General features: G+C 53.6%; 17 protein-coding genes and 1 rRNA gene. 8 read left to right on the top strand and 10 right to left on the bottom strand.

Translation table 11 applies throughout. The features are described from left to right. Both ABK821_RS03695 and gmhB read right to left on the bottom strand, forming a co-directional pair. A 16S ribosomal RNA gene (locus ABK821_RS03695) occupies positions 1–999 on the bottom strand; the annotation flags it as partial. Between the two features lie 355 nt (positions 1,000–1,354). Further along, positions 1,355–1,921, bottom strand: a complete 567-nt coding sequence (gmhB, locus tag ABK821_RS03690) for a D-glycero-beta-D-manno-heptose 1,7-bisphosphate 7-phosphatase (RefSeq protein WP_138362047.1) — start codon at positions 1,919–1,921, stop codon at positions 1,355–1,357. A gap of 188 nt (positions 1,922–2,109) precedes the next feature. Between gmhB and metN the strand changes: the two genes are divergently transcribed. From metN to proS, 6 genes are all read left to right on the top strand, one after another. Continuing rightward, positions 2,110–3,141 carry a methionine ABC transporter ATP-binding protein MetN gene (gene metN, locus ABK821_RS03685; protein ID WP_138362046.1) on the top strand — a complete coding sequence of 344 codons (1,032 nt, stop codon included), beginning with the start codon at positions 2,110–2,112 and terminating at the stop codon, positions 3,139–3,141. Next, positions 3,134–3,787, top strand: a complete 654-nt coding sequence (locus ABK821_RS03680; protein ID WP_395033814.1) for a methionine ABC transporter permease MetI — start codon at positions 3,134–3,136, stop codon at positions 3,785–3,787. Before metN ends, ABK821_RS03680 begins: the two co-directional genes overlap by 8 nt. A gap of 39 nt (positions 3,788–3,826) precedes the next feature. Next, on the top strand, positions 3,827–4,642 hold the full coding sequence (locus ABK821_RS03675; protein ID WP_138362044.1) for a MetQ/NlpA family lipoprotein: 816 nt from the start codon (positions 3,827–3,829) through the stop codon (positions 4,640–4,642). Between the two features lie 108 nt (positions 4,643–4,750). Continuing rightward, positions 4,751–5,158 carry an Rcs stress response system protein RcsF gene (gene rcsF / locus ABK821_RS03670; RefSeq protein WP_138362043.1) on the top strand — a complete coding sequence of 136 codons (408 nt, stop codon included), beginning with the start codon at positions 4,751–4,753 and terminating at the stop codon, positions 5,156–5,158. Continuing rightward, positions 5,155–5,862 carry a tRNA (N6-threonylcarbamoyladenosine(37)-N6)-methyltransferase TrmO gene (tsaA, locus tag ABK821_RS03665; protein ID WP_138362042.1) on the top strand — a complete coding sequence of 236 codons (708 nt, stop codon included), beginning with the start codon at positions 5,155–5,157 and terminating at the stop codon, positions 5,860–5,862. The genes rcsF and tsaA overlap by 4 nt, the downstream gene beginning before the upstream one ends. Positions 5,863–5,972: 110 nt before the next feature. Beyond that, positions 5,973–7,691, top strand: a complete 1,719-nt coding sequence (gene proS / locus ABK821_RS03660; RefSeq protein WP_395033813.1) for a proline--tRNA ligase — start codon at positions 5,973–5,975, stop codon at positions 7,689–7,691. A 65-nt stretch (positions 7,692–7,756) separates the two neighbouring features. On the opposite strand, the gene nlpE is transcribed toward proS, so the two are convergent. The 3 genes from nlpE to ABK821_RS03645 are packed head-to-tail and all read right to left on the bottom strand — an operon-like array spanning position 7,757 to position 9,456. Beyond that, positions 7,757–8,455 (bottom strand): envelope stress response activation lipoprotein NlpE, encoded by a 699-nt coding sequence (gene nlpE / locus ABK821_RS03655; RefSeq protein WP_395033812.1) that lies wholly within the window; start codon positions 8,453–8,455, stop codon positions 7,757–7,759. 45 nt (positions 8,456–8,500) lie between these two features. Beyond that, entirely contained in the window at positions 8,501–8,914 is a 414-nt protein-coding gene (arfB, locus tag ABK821_RS03650) for an alternative ribosome rescue aminoacyl-tRNA hydrolase ArfB (protein ID WP_395033811.1), read from the bottom strand. After that, a complete protein-coding gene (locus ABK821_RS03645) occupies positions 8,911–9,456 on the bottom strand; it encodes a YaeQ family protein (RefSeq protein ID WP_138362038.1) in 546 nt (181 codons plus the stop codon). The genes arfB and ABK821_RS03645 overlap by 4 nt, the downstream gene beginning before the upstream one ends. A 196-nt stretch (positions 9,457–9,652) precedes the next feature. Between ABK821_RS03645 and ABK821_RS03640 the strand changes: the two genes are divergently transcribed. Together ABK821_RS03640 and rof are read left to right on the top strand one after the other, a co-directional pair. Then, complete coding sequence (locus tag ABK821_RS03640) at positions 9,653–9,853, top strand: YaeP family protein (protein WP_138362037.1); 201 nt, start codon at positions 9,653–9,655, stop codon at positions 9,851–9,853. After that, a complete protein-coding gene (gene rof / locus ABK821_RS03635) occupies positions 9,840–10,100 on the top strand; it encodes a Rho-binding antiterminator (RefSeq protein WP_138362036.1) in 261 nt (86 codons plus the stop codon). Before ABK821_RS03640 ends, rof begins: the two co-directional genes overlap by 14 nt. A gap of 15 nt (positions 10,101–10,115) precedes the next feature. On the opposite strand, the gene tilS is transcribed toward rof, so the two are convergent. From tilS to dnaE, 5 genes are all read right to left on the bottom strand, one after another. Further along, positions 10,116–11,417 carry a tRNA lysidine(34) synthetase TilS gene (gene tilS / locus ABK821_RS03630; RefSeq protein WP_142503076.1) on the bottom strand — a complete coding sequence of 434 codons (1,302 nt, stop codon included), beginning with the start codon at positions 11,415–11,417 and terminating at the stop codon, positions 10,116–10,118. 69 nt (positions 11,418–11,486) lie between these two features. Then, the gene (locus ABK821_RS03625) at positions 11,487–11,876 is read right to left on the bottom strand and encodes a VOC family protein (RefSeq protein WP_142502980.1); all 390 of its coding nucleotides are present in this window, start codon (positions 11,874–11,876) and stop codon (positions 11,487–11,489) included. A 39-nt stretch (positions 11,877–11,915) separates the two neighbouring features. Then, entirely contained in the window at positions 11,916–14,078 is a 2,163-nt protein-coding gene (locus tag ABK821_RS03620) for a lysine decarboxylase LdcC (protein ID WP_138362061.1), read from the bottom strand. Between the two features lie 192 nt (positions 14,079–14,270). Beyond that, positions 14,271–15,230 (bottom strand): acetyl-CoA carboxylase carboxyl transferase subunit alpha, encoded by a 960-nt coding sequence (gene accA / locus ABK821_RS03615; protein WP_343177918.1) that lies wholly within the window; start codon positions 15,228–15,230, stop codon positions 14,271–14,273. A 12-nt stretch (positions 15,231–15,242) separates the two neighbouring features. Then, positions 15,243–18,725 (bottom strand): DNA polymerase III subunit alpha, encoded by a 3,483-nt coding sequence (gene dnaE, locus ABK821_RS03610; RefSeq protein WP_142502982.1) that lies wholly within the window; start codon positions 18,723–18,725, stop codon positions 15,243–15,245. Positions 18,726–18,735: the final 10 nt, after the last annotated feature.

The following is an 18,735-nucleotide window of genomic DNA, read 5'->3' as shown; positions in this document are numbered from 1 at the left end:
GTGGATGTCAAGACCAGGTAAGGTTCTTCGCGTTGCATCGAATTAAACCACATGCTCCACCGCTTGTGCGGGCCCCCGTCAATTCATTTGAGTTTTAACCTTGCGGCCGTACTCCCCAGGCGGTCGACTTAACGCGTTAGCTCCGGAAGCCACGCCTCAAGGGCACAACCTCCAAGTCGACATCGTTTACAGCGTGGACTACCAGGGTATCTAATCCTGTTTGCTCCCCACGCTTTCGCACCTGAGCGTCAGTCTTTGTCCAGGGGGCCGCCTTCGCCACCGGTATTCCTCCAGATCTCTACGCATTTCACCGCTACACCTGGAATTCTACCCCCCTCTACAAGACTCCAGCCTGACAGTTTCGAATGCAGTTCCCGGGTTGAGCCCGGGGATTTCACATCCGACTTGTCAGACCGCCTGCGTGCGCTTTACGCCCAGTAATTCCGATTAACGCTTGCACCCTCCGTATTACCGCGGCTGCTGGCACGGAGTTAGCCGGTGCTTCTTCTGCGGGTAACGTCAATCAGTAAGGTTATTAACCTCACCGCCTTCCTCCCCGCTGAAAGTACTTTACAACCCGAAGGCCTTCTTCATACACGCGGCATGGCTGCATCAGGCTTGCGCCCATTGTGCAATATTCCCCACTGCTGCCTCCCGTAGGAGTCTGGACCGTGTCTCAGTTCCAGTGTGGCTGGTCATCCTCTCAGACCAGCTAGGGATCGTCGCCTTGGTGAGCCGTTACCTCACCAACAAGCTAATCCCATCTGGGCACATCCGATGGCAAGAGGCCCTAAGGTCCCCCTCTTTGGTCTTGCGACGTTATGCGGTATTAGCTACCGTTTCCAGTAGTTATCCCCCTCCATCGGGCAGTTTCCCAGACATTACTCACCCGTCCGCCACTCGTCACCCGAGAGCAAGCTCTCTGTGCTACCGTTCGACTTGCATGTGTTAGGCCTGCCGCCAGCGTTCAATCTGAGCCATGATCAAACTCTTCAATTTAAGTTTGATGCTCGTGAATTAAACTTCGTAATGAATTACGTGTTCACTCAGAGACTTGGTATTCATTTATTGTCCGAAGACATTAAGAATCCATGTCACTTTGAGTGCCCACACAGATTGTCTGATAAATTGTTAAAGAGCAGTTGCGACGCGCTTCAGCGCTCTGTCGCGAGGTGGCGTATAATACGCTTTCCTCTTACAGAGTCAACCCTGTTTTTCAGAGTCTTCCCCGCTGACCCGGCGGCTTGCATGCCGTTTCTCCGTGTCAGTGGGAGCGCATTATAGGGAGTTATTCGGCGGTGACAAGCGGTAAAATGCAATTTTATTTCAACCGCTCATCTTTTATACGTAACGCTTATTTTTGCTGCTTTTTAATCGCATTCGGCAGCTCTGCCAGGCTATTTAGCACCCAATCCGCAGCGCTTTCTGCTTCCGGGGTGACAGGCTTGCCGGTGCGCACTAATACTTTTGTGCCCACTCCCGCAGCCTGAGCCGCCTGCATATCTTCTACTTTATCGCCCACCATATAGGAAGCCGCCATATCGATATGCAGGTAATCGCGCGCCGAGATCAGCATTCCCGGATGCGGTTTGCGGCAGTCGCAGGTCTGGCGAAACTCTTTAACGGTTCCCTGCGGATGATGCGGGCAATAATAGATACCGTCCAGATCAACGCCGCGATCGGCCAGCGACCAGTCCATCCACTCCGTCAGCGTTTCAAACTGCTCTTCAGTAAACTTACCGCGGGCAATACCGGACTGGTTAGTCACCAGCACCAACGCATAGCCCATCTCCTTTAATTGACGCATTGCGTCGATAACGCCATCGATAAATTCAAAATTGTCGATTTCATGGACATAGCCGTGATCGACATTAATTGTGCCGTCACGGTCAAGAAAAATTGCGGGTACTGACTTTGCCACCGGTTTGCTCCTGATAAAGGCTAGTGCGCGTAGTATCGCATGTTTATAGACGCAAGAAAGTGCTCATTATACAGAGTCAGATTGATTTAGACGTCTGGATGCCTTAACATCCATTTCATTGACAGGCATCGCCTGAACACGGCAGAAGAAAATGCCACGGCAAACGGCTAAACGATAATAAATAACTGATGATAAAACTTTCAAATATCACCAAGGTGTTCCAGCAGGGGAACCGTAGCATACAGGCGCTGAATGATGTCAGCCTGCATGTCCCTGCCGGACAAATTTATGGCGTCATCGGCGCTTCTGGTGCGGGTAAGAGTACATTAATCCGCTGCGTTAACCTGCTTGAGCGTCCGACTCAGGGCAGCGTACAGGTTGGCGGTCAGGAGCTAACGGCACTTTCCGAAAAAGAGCTGACCCGCGCTCGCCGTCAAATCGGCATGATCTTCCAGCACTTTAACCTGCTTGCCTCGCGTACCGTATTCGGTAATGTCGCGTTGCCGCTGGAACTGGATAACACGCCGCAGGCAGAAATTAAACGCCGGGTGAGCGAACTACTGGAGCTTGTGGGCCTTGCCGATAAGCATGACAGTTATCCCGCTAATCTTTCTGGCGGACAAAAGCAGCGCGTAGCCATCGCCCGCGCTCTGGCCAGCAATCCAAAAGTGTTGCTTTGCGACGAAGCCACCAGCGCTCTGGATCCAGCCACTACCCGTTCGATTCTGGAACTACTGAAAGATATCAACCGTCGCCTGGGGCTGACCATTCTGCTGATCACCCACGAAATGGATGTTGTGAAACGCATCTGTGATTGCGTCGCCGTGATCAGCAACGGCCAGTTAATTGAACAGGATACGGTGAGTGAAGTCTTCTCTCATCCCAAAACGCCGCTGGCGCAGCAGTTTATTCAGTCAACGCTGCATCTGGATATTCCGGATGATTATCAGGCTCGCCTGAAGCCTGAGGCATATCCCGATAGCGTACCGATGCTGCGCATGGAGTTTACCGGCCATTCCGTTGATGCGCCGCTGCTCTCTGAAACCGCGCGTCGCTTCAATGTGAACAACAATATTATCAGCGCGCAGATGGATTACGCCGGCGGCGTGAAATTCGGCATTATGCTGACCGAAATGCACGGCGCACAGGAAGATACCCAGGCCGCAATCGCCTGGCTACAGGAACACCATGTAAAAATAGAGGTACTGGGATATGTCTGAACCCATGATCTGGCTGCTGATTCGCGGCGTATGGGAAACGCTGGCTATGACATTTGTCGCCGGCTTCTTCGGTTTTGTTCTCGGTCTGCCGGTTGGTGTACTCCTGTACGTCACGCGTCCAGGGCAAATTGTCGCTAACGCGAAGCTTTACCGTACACTGTCGGCGGTAGTAAACATTTTCCGTTCGATTCCGTTTATTATCCTGTTGGTCTGGATGATCCCTTTCACCCGCGTGATCGTAGGAACATCCATTGGACTGCAGGCGGCTATCGTTCCGCTGACGGTCGGCGCGGCGCCATTTATCGCGCGGATGGTCGAAAACGCACTGCTGGAGATCCCAACCGGCCTTATCGAAGCATCTCGAGCCATGGGGGCGACGCCAATGCAGATCGTCCGTAAGGTTCTTCTGCCGGAAGCGCTGCCGGGACTGGTCAATGCGGCAACCATTACGCTCATTACGCTGGTCGGCTATTCCGCGATGGGCGGCGCTGTCGGCGCTGGTGGTCTGGGGCAGATTGGCTATCAGTACGGCTACATCGGCTACAATGCAACCGTGATGAATACCGTACTGGTATTACTGGTTATTCTGGTTTATTTGATTCAATTCTCTGGCGATCGTATCGTCCGGGCAGTGACTCACAAATAACATTGCACACAATACAAAATATTACAGGAAGGAAATATCATGGCCTTTAATTTCAAAACCTTTGCGGCGGTAGGTGCGTTAATCGGTTCGCTAGCGCTGGCGGGTTGCGGTCAGGACGAAAAAGATCCGAACCATATCAAAGTTGGCGTTATCGTCGGGGCGGAACAGCAGGTTGCTGAAGTCGCGCAGAAAGTGGCAAAAGAAAAATACGGCCTTGATGTTGAACTGGTCACCTTCAACGACTATGTGCTGCCGAACGAAGCGCTGAGCAAAGGTGATATTGATGTTAATGCCTTCCAGCATAAACCGTATCTTGATCAACAAATTAAAGACCGCGGCTACAAACTGGTTCCAGTCGGAAACACTTTTGTTTATCCGATTGCCGGATATTCGAAAAAAATCAAATCCCTGGACGAACTGCAGCCGGGTTCTCAGGTCGCCATTCCTAACGATCCGACCAACCTCGGTCGCTCCCTGCTGCTGTTGCAGAAAGTTGGCCTGATCAAACTGAAAGAGGGCGTTGGTTTACTGCCTACGGCTCTGGATATTATTGAAAACCCGAAAAACCTGAAAATTGTTGAGCTGGAAGCCCCGCAGTTGCCGCGTTCACTGGATGATGCACAAATCGCTCTGGCGATTATCAATACCACTTACGCCAGCCAGATTGGCTTAACGCCGGCCAAAGACGGTATTTTTGTGGAAGGCAAAGATTCTCCGTACGTCAACCTGATTGTCGCGCGTGAAGACAACAAAGATGCGGAAAACGTTAAGAAATTTGTCCAGGCTTACCAGAGTGACGAAGTTTACGAAGCAGCCAACAAAATCTTTAACGGCGGTGCGGTGAAAGGCTGGTAATCTTTTTTCAGCGTAATATCATTCAGGACGGGCTTTATGCCCGTCTTGTCATTTATGCAATCACCTGATTCAATAGCGCCCTGTTTTATTATTTTTCGAGGAAATACTATGCGTGCTTTACCGGTCTGTTTGTTAGCACTCATGTTAAGTGGTTGTTCTATGCTAAGCAGATCTCCCGTCGAGTCTGAACAAAGCACTGCAACTCCGCCAGCCAAATCGGAACCGGCAAAACCAAGAGCGACGCGCCCGGCACCGGTAAGAATCTATACCGATGCAGCAGAACTGGTAGGTAAACCTTTCCGCGATCTGGGGGAAGTCACCGGTGAATCATGTCAGGCCTCAAACCAGGACTCTCCGCCGAATATCCCTACGGCCCGTAAGCGTCTACAAATTAATGCGGCAAAAATGAGAGCCAATGCGGTTCTGCTGCACCGTTGCGAAGTGACAAGCGGTACCCCAGGCTGCTACCGACAGGCCGTCTGCCTGGGTTCAGCGCTTAACGTTTCGGCGCAATGAGTGCTTTTCAGTTTGCACAAATAGGCGTGATTCGCTCACCCTATAAAGAAAAGTTTGCCGTCCCTCGCCAGCCGGGAATTATCAAAAATGGCGGCGGTGAATTACAGCTGTTGCCCCCCTATAACCAGGCTGAAGCGGTGCGCGGCCTGGAGAACTTCAGCCACCTCTGGGTGCTGTTTGTCTTCCATCAGACAATGGAAGGCGGCTGGCGCCCGACCGTGCGTCCCCCCCGCCTCGGCGGCAATGTGCGAATGGGCGTTTTCGCCACCCGTTCGACCTTTCGTCCTAATCCCATCGGAATGTCGTTGGTCGAGCTCAAAGCCGTTCGCTGTCATAAAGAGCAGGTTATTCTGGAGTTAGGTAGTCTGGATCTGGTGGACGGCACTCCGGTCGTGGATATCAAACCTTACCTGCCCTTTGCCGAGGCGTTGCCGGATGCCAGCGCCAGCTATGCTCAGCAGGCACCGTCGGCGGAAATGGCGGTGCGCTTTACGCCGGAAACAGACGCGCAGCTTTTAACCCTCGAAAAACGTTATCCTCGGCTCAAATCGTTCATTACCGAGGTTCTGGCGCAAGATCCGCGTCCGGCATATCGTAAACAAGAAGAGGAAGGGAAAACATACGCCGTCTGGCTACTCGATTTTAACGTGCGCTGGCGGGTGATTTCGTCTGGTTTTGAAGTCTTTTCTCTCGAACCACGCTAATTTTATTTTCCTCTCTTTTGGCATCTTTGCCACGCTGGTAAACTAAACCACTTTTTTGTGTCAGGCTGGTTTTCAGCCTGTATCGATCGTTCAACTGGAACCGTAACAACATGCGTACTAGCCAATACCTGCTCTCCACTCTGAAGGAGACGCCTGCCGACGCCGAGGTTATCAGCCATCAGCTGATGCTGCGCGCCGGGATGATCCGCAAGCTGGCCTCCGGGTTATACACCTGGCTGCCGACCGGCGTGCGCGTCCTGAAAAAAGTCGAAAACATCGTGCGTGAAGAGATGAACAACGCCGGTGCCATCGAGGTGTCGATGCCAGTGGTTCAGCCCGCTGACCTGTGGCAAGAGAGTGGTCGCTGGGAACAGTACGGCCCGGAACTGCTGCGTTTTGTTGACCGTGGCGAGCGTCCGTTCGTACTCGGCCCAACCCATGAGGAAGTCATCACCGACCTGATTCGTAACGAGCTGAGCTCTTACAAACAACTGCCGCTGAACTTCTATCAGATCCAGACCAAATTCCGTGACGAAGTCCGTCCGCGCTTTGGCGTGATGCGTTCTCGCGAATTCCTGATGAAAGACGCTTACTCTTTCCATACCTCTCAGGAATCCCTGCAGGAAACATACGACGCCATGTATGCCGCTTACAGCAAAATCTTCAGCCGTATGGGCCTGGATTTCCGCGCGGTACAGGCAGACACGGGGTCAATCGGCGGTAACGCATCCCACGAGTTCCAGGTACTGGCGCAAAGCGGCGAAGATGATGTGATCTTCTCTGATTCTTCTGACTACGCGGCTAACATCGAATTCGCCGAAGCCGTTGCGCCAAAAGCGCCGCGCGCGGCTGCCAGCCAGGAGATGACGCTGGTTGATACGCCAAACGCGAAAACCATCGCAGAGCTGGTTGAGCAGTTCAATCTGCCGATTGAGAAAACCGTCAAAACGCTGCTGGTGAAAGCGGTTGAAGAGAGCCAGTCTCCGCTGGTTGCCTTGCTGGTACGTGGCGATCACGAGCTGAACGAAGTGAAAGCGGAAAAACTGCCGCAGGTTGCCAGCCCGCTGACCTTCGCAACCGAAGACGAGATTCGTGCGCTAGTGAAAGCCGGCCCTGGTTCTCTGGGGCCGGTGAATATGCCGATTCCGGTGATCATTGACCGTACCGTAGCCGCGATGAGCGATTTCGCCGCTGGCGCGAATATCGACGGCAAGCACTACTTCGGCATCAACTGGGATCGCGATGTCGCGACGCCAGACGTCGCCGATATCCGTAACGTCGTGGCAGGCGATCCAAGCCCGGACGGCCAGGGCACGCTGCTGATTAAACGCGGCATCGAAGTGGGTCATATCTTCCAGCTGGGCACCAAGTATTCCGAAGCGCTGAAAGCCTCCGTACAGGGCGAAGATGGTCGTAACCAGATCCTGACGATGGGTTGCTACGGTATCGGGGTAACGCGCGTGGTGGCGGCGGCGATTGAGCAGAACCACGACGAACGCGGGATCGTATGGCCTGACGCCATTGCGCCATTCCAGGTTGCCATTCTGCCGATGAACATGCACAAATCCTTCCGCGTGCAGGAACTGGCGGAAAAACTGTACGGCGAACTGCGCGCCCTGGGTATTGAAGTGCTGATGGATGACCGTAAAGAGCGTCCGGGCGTGATGTTTGCGGATATGGAACTGATCGGCATCCCGCACACTATCGTGCTGGGCGACCGTAACCTCGACAACGACGATATTGAATACAAATACCGTCGTAACGGCGAGAAGCAGCTGATTAAAACTGGCGAGATCGTCGATTTCCTGGTGAAAGCCATTAAAGGTTAATTAGCACCTTCAAATGCAAAAAGGCCTCGGAAATAAGAGGCCTTTCTTTTTTACGCCGACAATTTTTACTGGTTACACTCTTTTCCCGGAATAAATTTAATATTCTTATCCGCCACCAACGTTTTGACCATCGCGCCGCTATCCGGGTTGGCATCAAGGGTAAAATGTCCTTCCACCTGTAGCAGCACCGGGCGACTATCCGTACCACGCGCAGCGGCATAATCGCGCTCTAGATGAGCATTGCTGGCTACCACGACGCGTTTGCCGGTTGCACAATCGGTAAAGGTCGCGGCATCCGCCATAAAGAAGTACATTCCACGCATCGCCATCGGCGTGATGGGCAGACTGGCTTTTACTGATGCCAGCGTATAGTTCAACGCCGATTCAATTGGGTTACCATCACGATCGAGCATTTCAAGCCTGTCGCCTTTATCCCGATAATAAGACTTCTCGCCTTTGCTATCGGTCAGCACCAGCTTATCCGCCGTTCGCGCCCAGGTACCGTATGACGCAAAAGAAGAAGGTTCGCGACTCACGCCCTGATAGCGTTCATTCATCACCCAGGTACCGTCTTTTTCCAGAAAGAGCGACGTTTCGATACCTTCGCAATCGGCACAAGGCAGCACGCCGCGCCAGCTTTGCTGCATGGGTTTCATTTCTGCCATCGGTGCGGCCTGAAGCGTTTCAACCTCCGGGCGATTATTACAGCCAAATAGCACAAAAAGCGAGCAGACTGCGACAACTGAAAATATAGCGGTCTTCACTGTAAATTCCTTATCATCCATTCAACCAGTTTGCCATTCCCTTAATTAATGGCGAACTTTCCCACGCAGCGCTTTGACTGACGACTTTTGCGCCTTCGAAGCGAGTCGGCGCTCTTTTGACGCCCGGGTCGGCCGCGATAGCCGCCGACACTTTTGCACTGCGGTTAATTCTTGTATTAAGGCAACCAGACGGGCAATCGCCGCTTCGCGATTCATTTCCTGGCTACGATATTCCTGAGCCTTAATAATAACCACCCCATCGGCAGAAATTAAGTGGTGTCTGGCGGTAAGCAGACGTTCCTTATAATATTCTGGCAGACTTGAGGCCCTAATATCAAAGCGCAAATGAATAGCCGTTGATGCTTTATTTACGTGCTGTCCCCCCGCCCCCTGCGCGCGTATCCCGGAGAGCACAACTTCTTCATCCGCAATGGCCACGCGATGGCTAATCGTAATCATGCGGGTGTTTGCCAGGCCGTCAAATGAATTTCCAGATTATTCTGAGCATCAGATAACCAGATACTGCCATCCTGAATGGTCGCCTGGAGCGACATCGTGCGATCGGCAAAGGTACTGAGCTGAGCCAGTTGAGTATCATCTAAATACCATACCGTCAGCTTCGAAAACTGCGTCATTTTGCTCTTGTTCTGCTGCCACCAAATTTCAGCCGCCCGGCTATTATAGGCAAATAGCACAACCTCTTGCGCCCGTGAGCAAGCCTTTTTAATTCGCCGTTCATCCGGCAGCCCCAGCTCAACCCACAGGTCTACGCCCAGATGATCGTTCAGCAGCCAGAGCTCCGCTTCATCTTCAGAGGACAAACCGCGGGTGAACACCAGACGCTCATCGGCATATTTAATCCACGCCAGCAGACGTAGCATCATGCGCTCCTGGGTTTCTGACGGATGCTGAGCCAGCGTCAGACTGGCATCCAGAAACCGGTTGCGGTCTAGATCGGCTACATTCACCGTTGCTTTATAAATCGTCGCTTTCAGCGCCATGAATCATCTCCTGATAAAAATGGCGTACATTGTAGCGAAACTGGCAACAAAAGGCTGTCAGCATTCAACGGCTCCTGTTTCATCCTGCTGATATTGTTTAAATGCCTATGGTATAGTCACCTTGCTAAACAGAGTTTATCTTCGTAGGCTTAAACTTACATCCCACGGTTGAGTCAGAGCGCTGACAGGAGGGCATGTGGACAAATATTGTGAGTTAATACGCAAGCGGTATGCGGAAATAGCCAGCGGGGACCTGGGATATATCCCGGATGCGCTCGGTTGCGTACTGAAAGTATTGAATGAGATTGCGGTGGATCAGGCTCTTTCTGAGTCAGTCAAGGAAAAGGCCGCGTATGCGGCGGCAAACTTACTGGTGAGCGATTATGTCAATGAATGATACTTATCAACCCATCAATTGCGATGATTATGACAATCTCGAGCTTGCCTGCCAGCACCATCTTGTCCTGGCACTGGCGCTTAAAGATGGCGAGCAGTTGCAGGCGAAGGCCAACGATCTTATCTCACGCAAAAATATCGAGTATCTGGTGGTGGAACTCGCCGGTAACGTCCGCGAGCTACGCCTGGATAAAATCGCCAGCTTCAGCCACCCGGAAATCGGTACCGTGGTGGTCAGCGAGTCCTGAACCCAAACGGGTGGCTCAGCCGCCCGTTTTCCTCCATTCCATCTGTACGCCTTCGCCTTCCCGAACGCGCCCATCTTCCGTAATAAACAGACTGTCTGCCGCGGTAATGAGCGCTTCGCCATAAAACAGTAACGGCGTAGTATTGCGACGCCAGGGAGCAACGCCCAGCTCCTGCCAGAGCTTCTTCAGCTTGCGTCCTCCCTGACGACCCACGATATGCAGATTCCCGCTGGCGCGAAAGCGGATTGTTACCGCTTCCCCCGGATTTGGCCTGCGCAACGGCCCGGCGGGCAGTATCGCCAGCTCACCGAGGCCATCCGGTAACGGCAGCGACTTAAAGATATCATCCCATACCAGCACCGTCTCACTCTGGCCGGGAATATATTTCACCCAATGCAGCCGCTGCTGATAGCGACGAACGGTATAATGGCCAAGACGCAGGCAGGGATAAGCATCTTCACGCGCCAGCGCCACTTCACGCCAGATACGTTCCGGCACCTCGCGGGCAGGCATCGGCGCATTGCGTCCTGCCAGCCAACGGCGCAGCAGCGCCGCCCGACGCGGTGCGCTCATTGTTCGCAATGGCGCAATAGCCAGCGAGCCGTCTTCAGCCACCAGCGTCGCCAGTTCCGTCGCCAGCATTTCGTCCAGCAGTTGTTCCTGTTCGCCGCACAAACTGGCACTGCGCGCAACAGCATCGACAAAGTGCGGCCAGCGAGCCCGGAGCTGCGGGACAATACGCAGACGGAGAAAATTACGGTCGTAAGCGTCGTCCTGGTTGCTTTCATCTTCAATCCAGGTGAGCTGATGGGCGAGCGCCCACTGCTGCAGCGACTCGCGGCTTTCATTCAGTAACGGGCGCAGCAGTTTCGTCGCGGCAAAGTCGGATTCGCCGGCCATCGCCGATAGTCCGGTTGGGCCACTCCCCCGTTTAAGAGCCAGCAGGAAAGTTTCACACTGATCGTCAAGGTGCTGCGCGGTCACCAGCGCTTCACCTGGCAAAAGCGCCTCACGGAATGCCTGATAGCGCGCCTGCCGCGCGTGGGCCTCAATCCCCAGGCCCTCATCGCCGAGCGTCACCCGTTCGACCAGCAGCGGCACCTGCCACTGCTGGCAAATTTGCTGGCAGTGCGCCACCCAACCGTCGGCGTTAGCGCTGAGCCCGTGGTGAATATGCATCGCCCGCAGATGAATTGTTGGGTCCAGTTGGCGCCAGAGCACCAGCCGATACAGGAGCACGGTCGAATCCAGCCCACCGCTGAAGGCCAGCAAAAACTGGCGATGCGGCTGGAGCGTTTGAGCAATATCCGGGATCATCATGATGAGCGTTCTGACTGAAGAAAGCGTATCCGGCACGTTACCCGGCAGGACACGACCTGACAAGAATTACTGTTGATAAATCTCCAGCGGCAGGCCATCCGGATCCTTAAAAAAGGTGAAGCGTTTATCGGTAAACGGGTCAATACGAATACCTTCGCAAGCGATGCCGTGCAGCTCAAGATGGGCAACAGCGTCGTCAATATCCTCAACGCTAAACGCCAGATGGCGTAACCCGCAGGCTTCGGGACGGCTCGGACGCGAAGGCGGAAACGGGAAAGAAAACAGTTCAATAACATATTCACCATTCAGCGCCAAATCGCCCTTCCATGAATCACGTTCTTCACGGTAAAACTCCGCCAACAGAGTAAAACCCAGAATATCGCAGTAGAAAGCCTTACTCTGCGCATAATCTGTCGCGATGATGGCAATATGATGAACCCGTTTTAAACCCAGCATATTAAAATTCCTCCCGTTGAAGCCGATAACGTTACTCGCTCAGTTGATGACTGCGCAAGCCGCTGAGTCATTTTTTAACACCCGGACCCGATATACGCCATCTTCATCACGCTTCGCCCCGTGGATATCGGTTTCAAAACCAGGATAGTGGCGGCCAATTGAACACAGCATTAACAGGAAATCGAGCACTGCGCGGCTCTCCTCCGTGATCATCTCCCCGGGCATCAGCAACGGCACGCCAGGCGGATACGGCAGGATCATATTCGCTGAAATGCGTCCGACCAGATTCTCCAGTTCAATGGTTTCCACTTCGCCTTTAATCTGCCGCTGCCATGCCTGATGCGGCGTCATTTTCATCTCCGGCAGGACATCAAAGGCGCGTAGCATCAGCTGCGAAAGCTGATGCTGGCGGATCAGACGATGAATGCCCTGCGCCAAATCCTGAATGCGCATATTGCGGTAAAAATCCGGATCTTCGGCGTACAAATCCGGCAGCATATTCCTGACCCGTAAATTCAGATCGTAGGAGCGCTTAAACTCGGTTAACCCGCGTAATAGCCCCATCGCCCGGGTTTTATCAATACCAATGCTGAAGAGAAACAGAAGGTTGTACGGCCCGGTTTTTTCGACCACCACCCCGCGTTCATCAAGAAATTTAGCCACCAGCGCGGCCGGTATGCCTTCGTTATCCATATGACCCTGTTGATCCATACCTGGCGTCAGGATCGTGACTTTCACCGGATCGAGGAACATATGGTCGGCATCGGCATCCTGAAAACCGTGCCACGGCTCACCAGGCGCCACCGGCCAGCACTGCGCATCATTGATCTCCTCCGGCTGCCAGATATCAAAGAACCAGCCGTCAGACTCTTCGCGTAACCGCTGCACTTCTTTACGAAAATCCAGCGCTCGTTCAATTGAACGCTCGATGAGTCGCCTGCCGGAATTACCGCGCAGCATCGCCGCCGCGGTTTCAATGGAGGCGACAATCGGGTAGCTCGGGGAAGTTGAGGTATGCATCATAAAGGCTTCATTAAAGGTATCTTCATCGTAGTTGCCTTTAATATGGATAAGCGAAGCCTGCGAGAGCGCAGCCAACATTTTATGCGTCGACTGGGTTTCAAAGATCACTTTTCCCGGGATGCGATCGCCGCTCATTCCGCTTTTTCCCTGATAGATCGGGTGAAAATGGGTGTAAGGTACCCAGGCGGAATCAAAGTGGATCGACGGCACGTCAAGGGTCTCTTTGATCCAGGTGGTGTTATACAGCAGTCCGTCGTAAGTGGAGTTGGTGATCACCGCATAGGCGGGCCATCCGGCGCCCCCAACGGTATTGACTTTTTGCTGTATCGCATCGCGGGTAAATTCACGCTTCGGAATACCGCCGAGTATCCCCAGTGCGTTACGCGTCGGCTTTAACCACAGTGGCACCACATCGTTCATCATCAGCAGATGCGCCAGCGATTTATGGCAATTGCGATCGATAAGCAGCGTGCTGCCCGCCGGGGCGGAATACATGCCGACAATTTTATTCGACGTCGAAGTGCCATTGGTGACCATGTAGCTCTGTTCGGCACCGAATGCGCGGGCAATATACTCTTCCGCTTCCAGATGTGGACCACTATGATCGAGCAGCGACCCCAGTTCCGTCACCGAAATCGAGACATCCGCCTTTAAGGTATTGCCACCGAAAAAATCATAAAACAGGCATCCCACCGGGCTTTTTTGATAGGCAGATCCGCCCATATGGCCGGGGGTACAGAAAGTATATTTCCCCTCCTGGACATAGTTGAATAATGCTTTGGTAAACGGCGGGGTAATGTTATCAAGGTATTCGCGGGTGTACTGACCAATGCGGGTAGCGATCTCTTCCGCCAGCCCCAGCGCGTATTCAAAGAACCACAGCGTCATACGCAAATCCTGGCCGCTGACATCCATCGTCGAATGTGCGTTGATAAAAGCGTACAGGGGCAGGTATTCATTCAGACGATTAATATCGCTGCACAGATCAACGCTATATTCATCCCAGTCAAAAATAACGCCGCAGATCCGCGGATTATGCTCGATAAACAGCAAAAGGTCGGCGCTGTTCTGCGGCCAGATAGTCTGGAAGCCTTGCCGTTGCAGCGCGGCTTCCAGCTCTTGAATCGGTTCGTCTTTATAATAGACACCCTGGGGACCCATGATCGCGATGATATTCACGCCTTCCTCCTGAAATTTACCCGATGAAAGCATCATAACAACCACGCCAGCGCTTAGCACTGGCGTATTTCTCTTGTTGCATCGCGTTACGCGACAATATCATCCGCTTGCTCATTTCATCGCATCTTCGCGAATGACACATAAAAAAGGCCGGAGAATCCGGCCATTAGCGATAAGAAATCAGATAAATAATCAGGCGTAACCGTAGCTCATCAAACGTTGATAGCGACGGTTCAACAGCTCGTCATTATCCAGAACATCGAGATCGGCCAGATCGGCCAACAGCTGTTCTTTCAGAGATGCCGCCATCGCTTGCGGATTACGATGCGCGCCACCCAGTGGCTCAGGAATGATGGAATCAATCAGCTTCAGCTCTTTCAGGCGCGACGCGATAATCCCCATCGCTTCGGCAGCCAGCGGCGCTTTGTCCGCGCTTTTCCATAAGATGGATGCGCAACCTTCCGGGGAGATAACGGAATAGGTGCTGTACTGCAGCATATTCACTTTATCGCCCACGCCAATCGCCAGCGCGCCGCCGGAACCGCCTTCGCCAATAACGGTACAAATCACCGGTACGCTCAGGCGCGACATTTCACGCAGGTTACGGGCGATCGCTTCGGACTGACCGCGTTCTTCCGCCCCCACGCCAGGGTAAGCGCCAGGGGTGTCGATAAAGGTAATAATCGGCATGTTGAAACGCTCGGCCATTTCCATCAGACGCAGCGCTTTGCGATACCCTTCTGGTGCCGGCATGCCGAAGTTACGACGGATTTTCTCTTTCGTTTCACGGCCTTTCTGATGACCAATAATCATCACCGGGCGACCATCCAGACGCGCGATACCGCCAACGATCGCTTTATCGTCGGCATAAGCGCGGTCCCCCGCCAGTTCGTCAAATTCATCAAACGCCAGGCGAACATAATCCAGCGTGTATGGACGTTGCGGGTGGCGTGCCAGTTGGGCAACCTGCCATGCGCCAAGATCGGCGAAGATTTTGCGCGTCAGTTCTACGCTTTTTTCACGCAGACGATGCACTTCTTCATCGATATTAATATCCAGTTTCTCGTCCTGGCGGCTTACCGCTGTCAGAGAATCGATTTTCGCTTCCAGCTCTGCAATCGGCTGTTCAAAATCAAGGAAATTCAGACTCATAGTATTCCTGTATTAGTCAAACTCCAGTTCCACCTGCTCCGAACCAATGAGGCCACGGAGATCGTTTAGCAAACGATCGCTCGGAGAGACACGCCACGTCGCGCCAAAACGCAACCGCGCGCGTGCATCCGCCCTCTGATAGTAGAGATGTACTGGAATTGTCCCCGAGCGGTGGGGTTCCAGAGACTGACGGAGTCGGTTTAAAAGCTGGTCATCAATTTGCCTGTCCGTCAGCGAGATAGCAAGCCCGCGAGCATATTTTTCCCGGGCTTCGTCAATATCCATGACCTCGCGGGCGGTCATTTTAAGTCCCCCGCTGAAGTCATCAAAGCTGACCTGTCCGCTGACAATAAGTATGCGGTCTTTTTCCAGCAGTTGCTGATATTTATCCAGAGCGTCGGTAAACAGCATAACTTCCAGACGTCCGGAACGGTCATCCAGGGTACAGATGCCGATACGATTGCCGCGCTTGGTGACCATAACCCTTGCGGCAATCACGAGCCCCGCAGCCGTGGTCACTTTGCCACGTTCTGTTGGATGCATGTCTTTCAGCCGGTAGCCTCCGACATAACGCTCAATTTCCTTTAAATACTGATTGATGGGGTGCCCTGTCAGGTAAAGCCCCAACGTTTCACGTTCCCCGTCCAGCACCACCTGCTCTGGCCACGGCTGACAGCTGGCATAGGATTGTTCAATTTGCTCCGGCTCTTCCGCCAGTACGCCAAACATATCGGCCTGACCGATGGCCTCCGCTTTGGCATGCTGATCGGCGGCTTTTAGCGCATCGCCGAGCGAGTTCATCAGCGCGGCGCGGTGCGGACCCAGACGGTCAAACGCCCCGGACATGATCAGTTTTTCCAGCACCCGGCGGTTAAGCTTTTTGGTGTCGGTTCGCGCGCACAGGTCAAACAGTTCACGGAAATAACCGCCGTTATTGCGCGCTTCAATAATCGCCTCGATCGGGCCTTCACCCACGCCTTTGATCGCGCCGATACCGTAAACGATCTCACCGTCGTCATTAACATGGAAGTGATACAGCCCGGAATTGATATCCGGCGGCAGAATTTTCAGCCCCATGCGCCAGCATTCGTCCACCAGACCTACCACCTTCTCGGTGTTGTCCATATCGGCAGTCATTACCGCCGCCATAAACTCAGCCGGATAGTGCGCTTTCAGCCACAGCGTCTGATAAGAGACCAGCGCATAGGCGGCGGAGTGCGATTTGTTAAACCCGTAACCGGCAAATTTCTCCACCAGGTCAAAGATTTTCATCGCCAGCTCGCCATCGACGCCATTTTTCTTTGCGCCATCTTCAAAAACAGAGCGCTGCTTGGCCATCTCTTCCGGCTTTTTCTTACCCATCGCTCGACGCAGCATATCCGCGCCGCCGAGGGTATAACCGGAGAGCACCTGGGCAATCTGCATAACCTGTTCCTGATACAGAATGATGCCGTAGGTCGGCTCCAGTACCGGTTTCAGGCTCTCATGCTGCCACTGCACATCCGGGTAAGAAATCTCTTCGCGCCCGTGCTTACGGTCGATAAAGTTATCCACCATCCCCGACTGCAGCGGGCCGGGGCGGAACAGCGCCACCAGGGCGATCATATCTTCGAAGCAGTCAGGCTGCAGACGCTTAATCAGATCCTTCATGCCGCGGGATTCAAGCTGGAAAACCGCCGTGGTTTCCGAACGTTGCAGCATGTCGAAGCTTTTCTTGTCATCCAGCGGGATCGCGGCGATATCCAGCGGCGGCTCGCCGTTTTTCTCGCGGCGGGCGTTAATCATCTCCAGCGCCCAGTTAATGATAGTGAGCGTGCGCAGCCCCAGAAAGTCGAATTTGACCAGCCCGGCGTATTCCACATCGCTTTTATCAAACTGGGTAACCGGATGGCGCCCTTCTTCGTCACAATACAGCGGCGCAAAATCGGTGATTTTAGTTGGCGCGATAACCACCCCACCCGCATGCTTACCGGCGTTACGCGTGACGCCTTCCAGCTTGCGCGCCATATCGATCAGCGCTTTAACTTCCTCATCCGCCTCGTAAATTTCCGGCAGCTGTGGTTCCGCCTCAAACGCTTTCGCCAGCGTCATGCCCGGATCTGGCGGTACCAGCTTGGAGATACGGTCGACAAAACCGTACGGATGCCCCAGCACGCGCCCCACGTCGCGGATAACCGCTTTCGCCGCCATCGTACCGAAGGTAATAATCTGAGATACCGCATCGCGGCCGTACATATCCGCGACGTGCTCGATAACCTGGTCGCGTTTCTCCATACAGAAGTCAACGTCGAAGTCAGGCATGGAGACACGTTCCGGGTTAAGAAAACGTTCGAACAGCAGGTCGAACTCCAGCGGATCAAGATCGGTAATTTTTAGCGCATAGGCCACCAGCGACCCTGCACCGGAACCGCGTCCCGGCCCTACCGGTACGCCGTTATCTTTTGACCACTGGATAAATTCCATCACGATGAGGAAGTAACCCGGGAATCCCATCTGGTTAATCACCTGCAGTTCAATATCCAGACGTTCATCATACTCAGGGCGGCGCTTTTTACGCTCCTCTTCATCCGGGAATAAAAACGCCAGACGCTCTTCCAGACCTTGCTTCGATTTTTGTACCAGGAAGTCTTCGGTGGTCATATCCCCTGTAGGGAACTGTGGCAGAAAATATTCGCCAAGACGCACCGTTACGTTACAGCGTTTGGCGATCTCAACGCTATTTTCCAGCGCTTCCGGGATGTCGGAGAACAGCTCGCACATCTCGTCTTCGCTACGCATATACTGCTGAGGAGAATAATTACGCGGGCGTTTCGGATCGTCGAGCGTAAAACCATCGTGAATCGCGACGCGGATTTCGTGCGCGTCAAAGTCATCGCTGTTAATAAAGCGGACATCATTCGTCGCGACAACCGGTAAGCCACGCGTTTCCGCCAGCTCAACCGCGGCGTGCAAATACGTTTCTTCATCCTGGCGCCCCGTACGGATCAGCTCCAGGAAGTAGCAATCGGGAAAGTGTTCTTCATAAAACGCGACGCACTCTTCGACTAACGCATTGTTGCCGCGCAGCAAGCTACGCCCGACATCGCCCATCCGGCCGCCGGAGAGAAGAATCAAACCTTCTTTCAGCTCGATCAGCCAGTCGCGATCAATGACCGGCCCCGCCGCCCCGTAGCCGCGTTGATAAGCTCTGGAAATCAGCAGCGTCAGGTTCTGATAGCCACTATTGTTGGCGGCAAGTACCGTCAAATGCGTGAGTTCATCGCCCATCAACTCGCTCTGAACATTAAAGTCAGCGCCAACGATGGGTTTAATCCCGACGCCATGACCCGCTCCGTAAAACTTCACCAGACCACAGAGGTTGGTAAAATCGGTAATCGCCAGCGCAGGCATGCCTAACGCGGCAGCCTGTTTCACCAGCGGACCGGTTTTCGCCAGCCCATCAATCATGGAATAGTCGCTGTGCACCCTCAGGTGTACGAAACGTGGTTCAGCCATCTTCAGATCC

This window comes from Klebsiella sp. KE9456 (assembly GCF_043832615.1).
Classification (GTDB): Bacteria; Pseudomonadota; Gammaproteobacteria; order Enterobacterales; family Enterobacteriaceae; genus Klebsiella; species Klebsiella indica.
The sequence above is the reverse complement of the archived record's forward strand: the minus strand, read 5'-3'. Positions and strand labels throughout refer to the sequence as shown.

What these genes read in the sequence shown, in the direction of transcription:
- metN (WP_138362046.1), top strand. Translation starts at nt 2,110, where the DNA reads ATGATAAAACTTTCAAATATCACCAAGGTGTTCCAGCAGGGGAACCGT.
- ABK821_RS03680 (WP_395033814.1), top strand. Translation starts at nt 3,134, where the DNA reads ATGTCTGAACCCATGATCTGGCTGCTGATTCGCGGCGTATGGGAAACG.
- ABK821_RS03675 (WP_138362044.1), top strand. Translation starts at nt 3,827, where the DNA reads ATGGCCTTTAATTTCAAAACCTTTGCGGCGGTAGGTGCGTTAATCGGT.
- rcsF (WP_138362043.1), top strand. Translation starts at nt 4,751, where the DNA reads ATGCGTGCTTTACCGGTCTGTTTGTTAGCACTCATGTTAAGTGGTTGT.
- tsaA (WP_138362042.1), top strand. Translation starts at nt 5,155, where the DNA reads ATGAGTGCTTTTCAGTTTGCACAAATAGGCGTGATTCGCTCACCCTAT.
- proS (WP_395033813.1), top strand. Translation starts at nt 5,973, where the DNA reads ATGCGTACTAGCCAATACCTGCTCTCCACTCTGAAGGAGACGCCTGCC.
- arfB (WP_395033811.1), bottom strand. Translation starts at nt 8,914, where the DNA reads ATGATTACGATTAGCCATCGCGTGGCCATTGCGGATGAAGAAGTTGTG.
- ABK821_RS03645 (WP_138362038.1), bottom strand. Translation starts at nt 9,456, where the DNA reads ATGGCGCTGAAAGCGACGATTTATAAAGCAACGGTGAATGTAGCCGAT.
- rof (WP_138362036.1), top strand. Translation starts at nt 9,840, where the DNA reads ATGTCAATGAATGATACTTATCAACCCATCAATTGCGATGATTATGAC.
- tilS (WP_142503076.1), bottom strand. Translation starts at nt 11,417, where the DNA reads ATGATCCCGGATATTGCTCAAACGCTCCAGCCGCATCGCCAGTTTTTG.
- ABK821_RS03625 (WP_142502980.1), bottom strand. Translation starts at nt 11,876, where the DNA reads ATGCTGGGTTTAAAACGGGTTCATCATATTGCCATCATCGCGACAGAT.
- accA (WP_343177918.1), bottom strand. Translation starts at nt 15,230, where the DNA reads ATGAGTCTGAATTTCCTTGATTTTGAACAGCCGATTGCAGAGCTGGAA.
- dnaE (WP_142502982.1), bottom strand. Translation starts at nt 18,725, where the DNA reads ATGGCTGAACCACGTTTCGTACACCTGAGGGTGCACAGCGACTATTCC.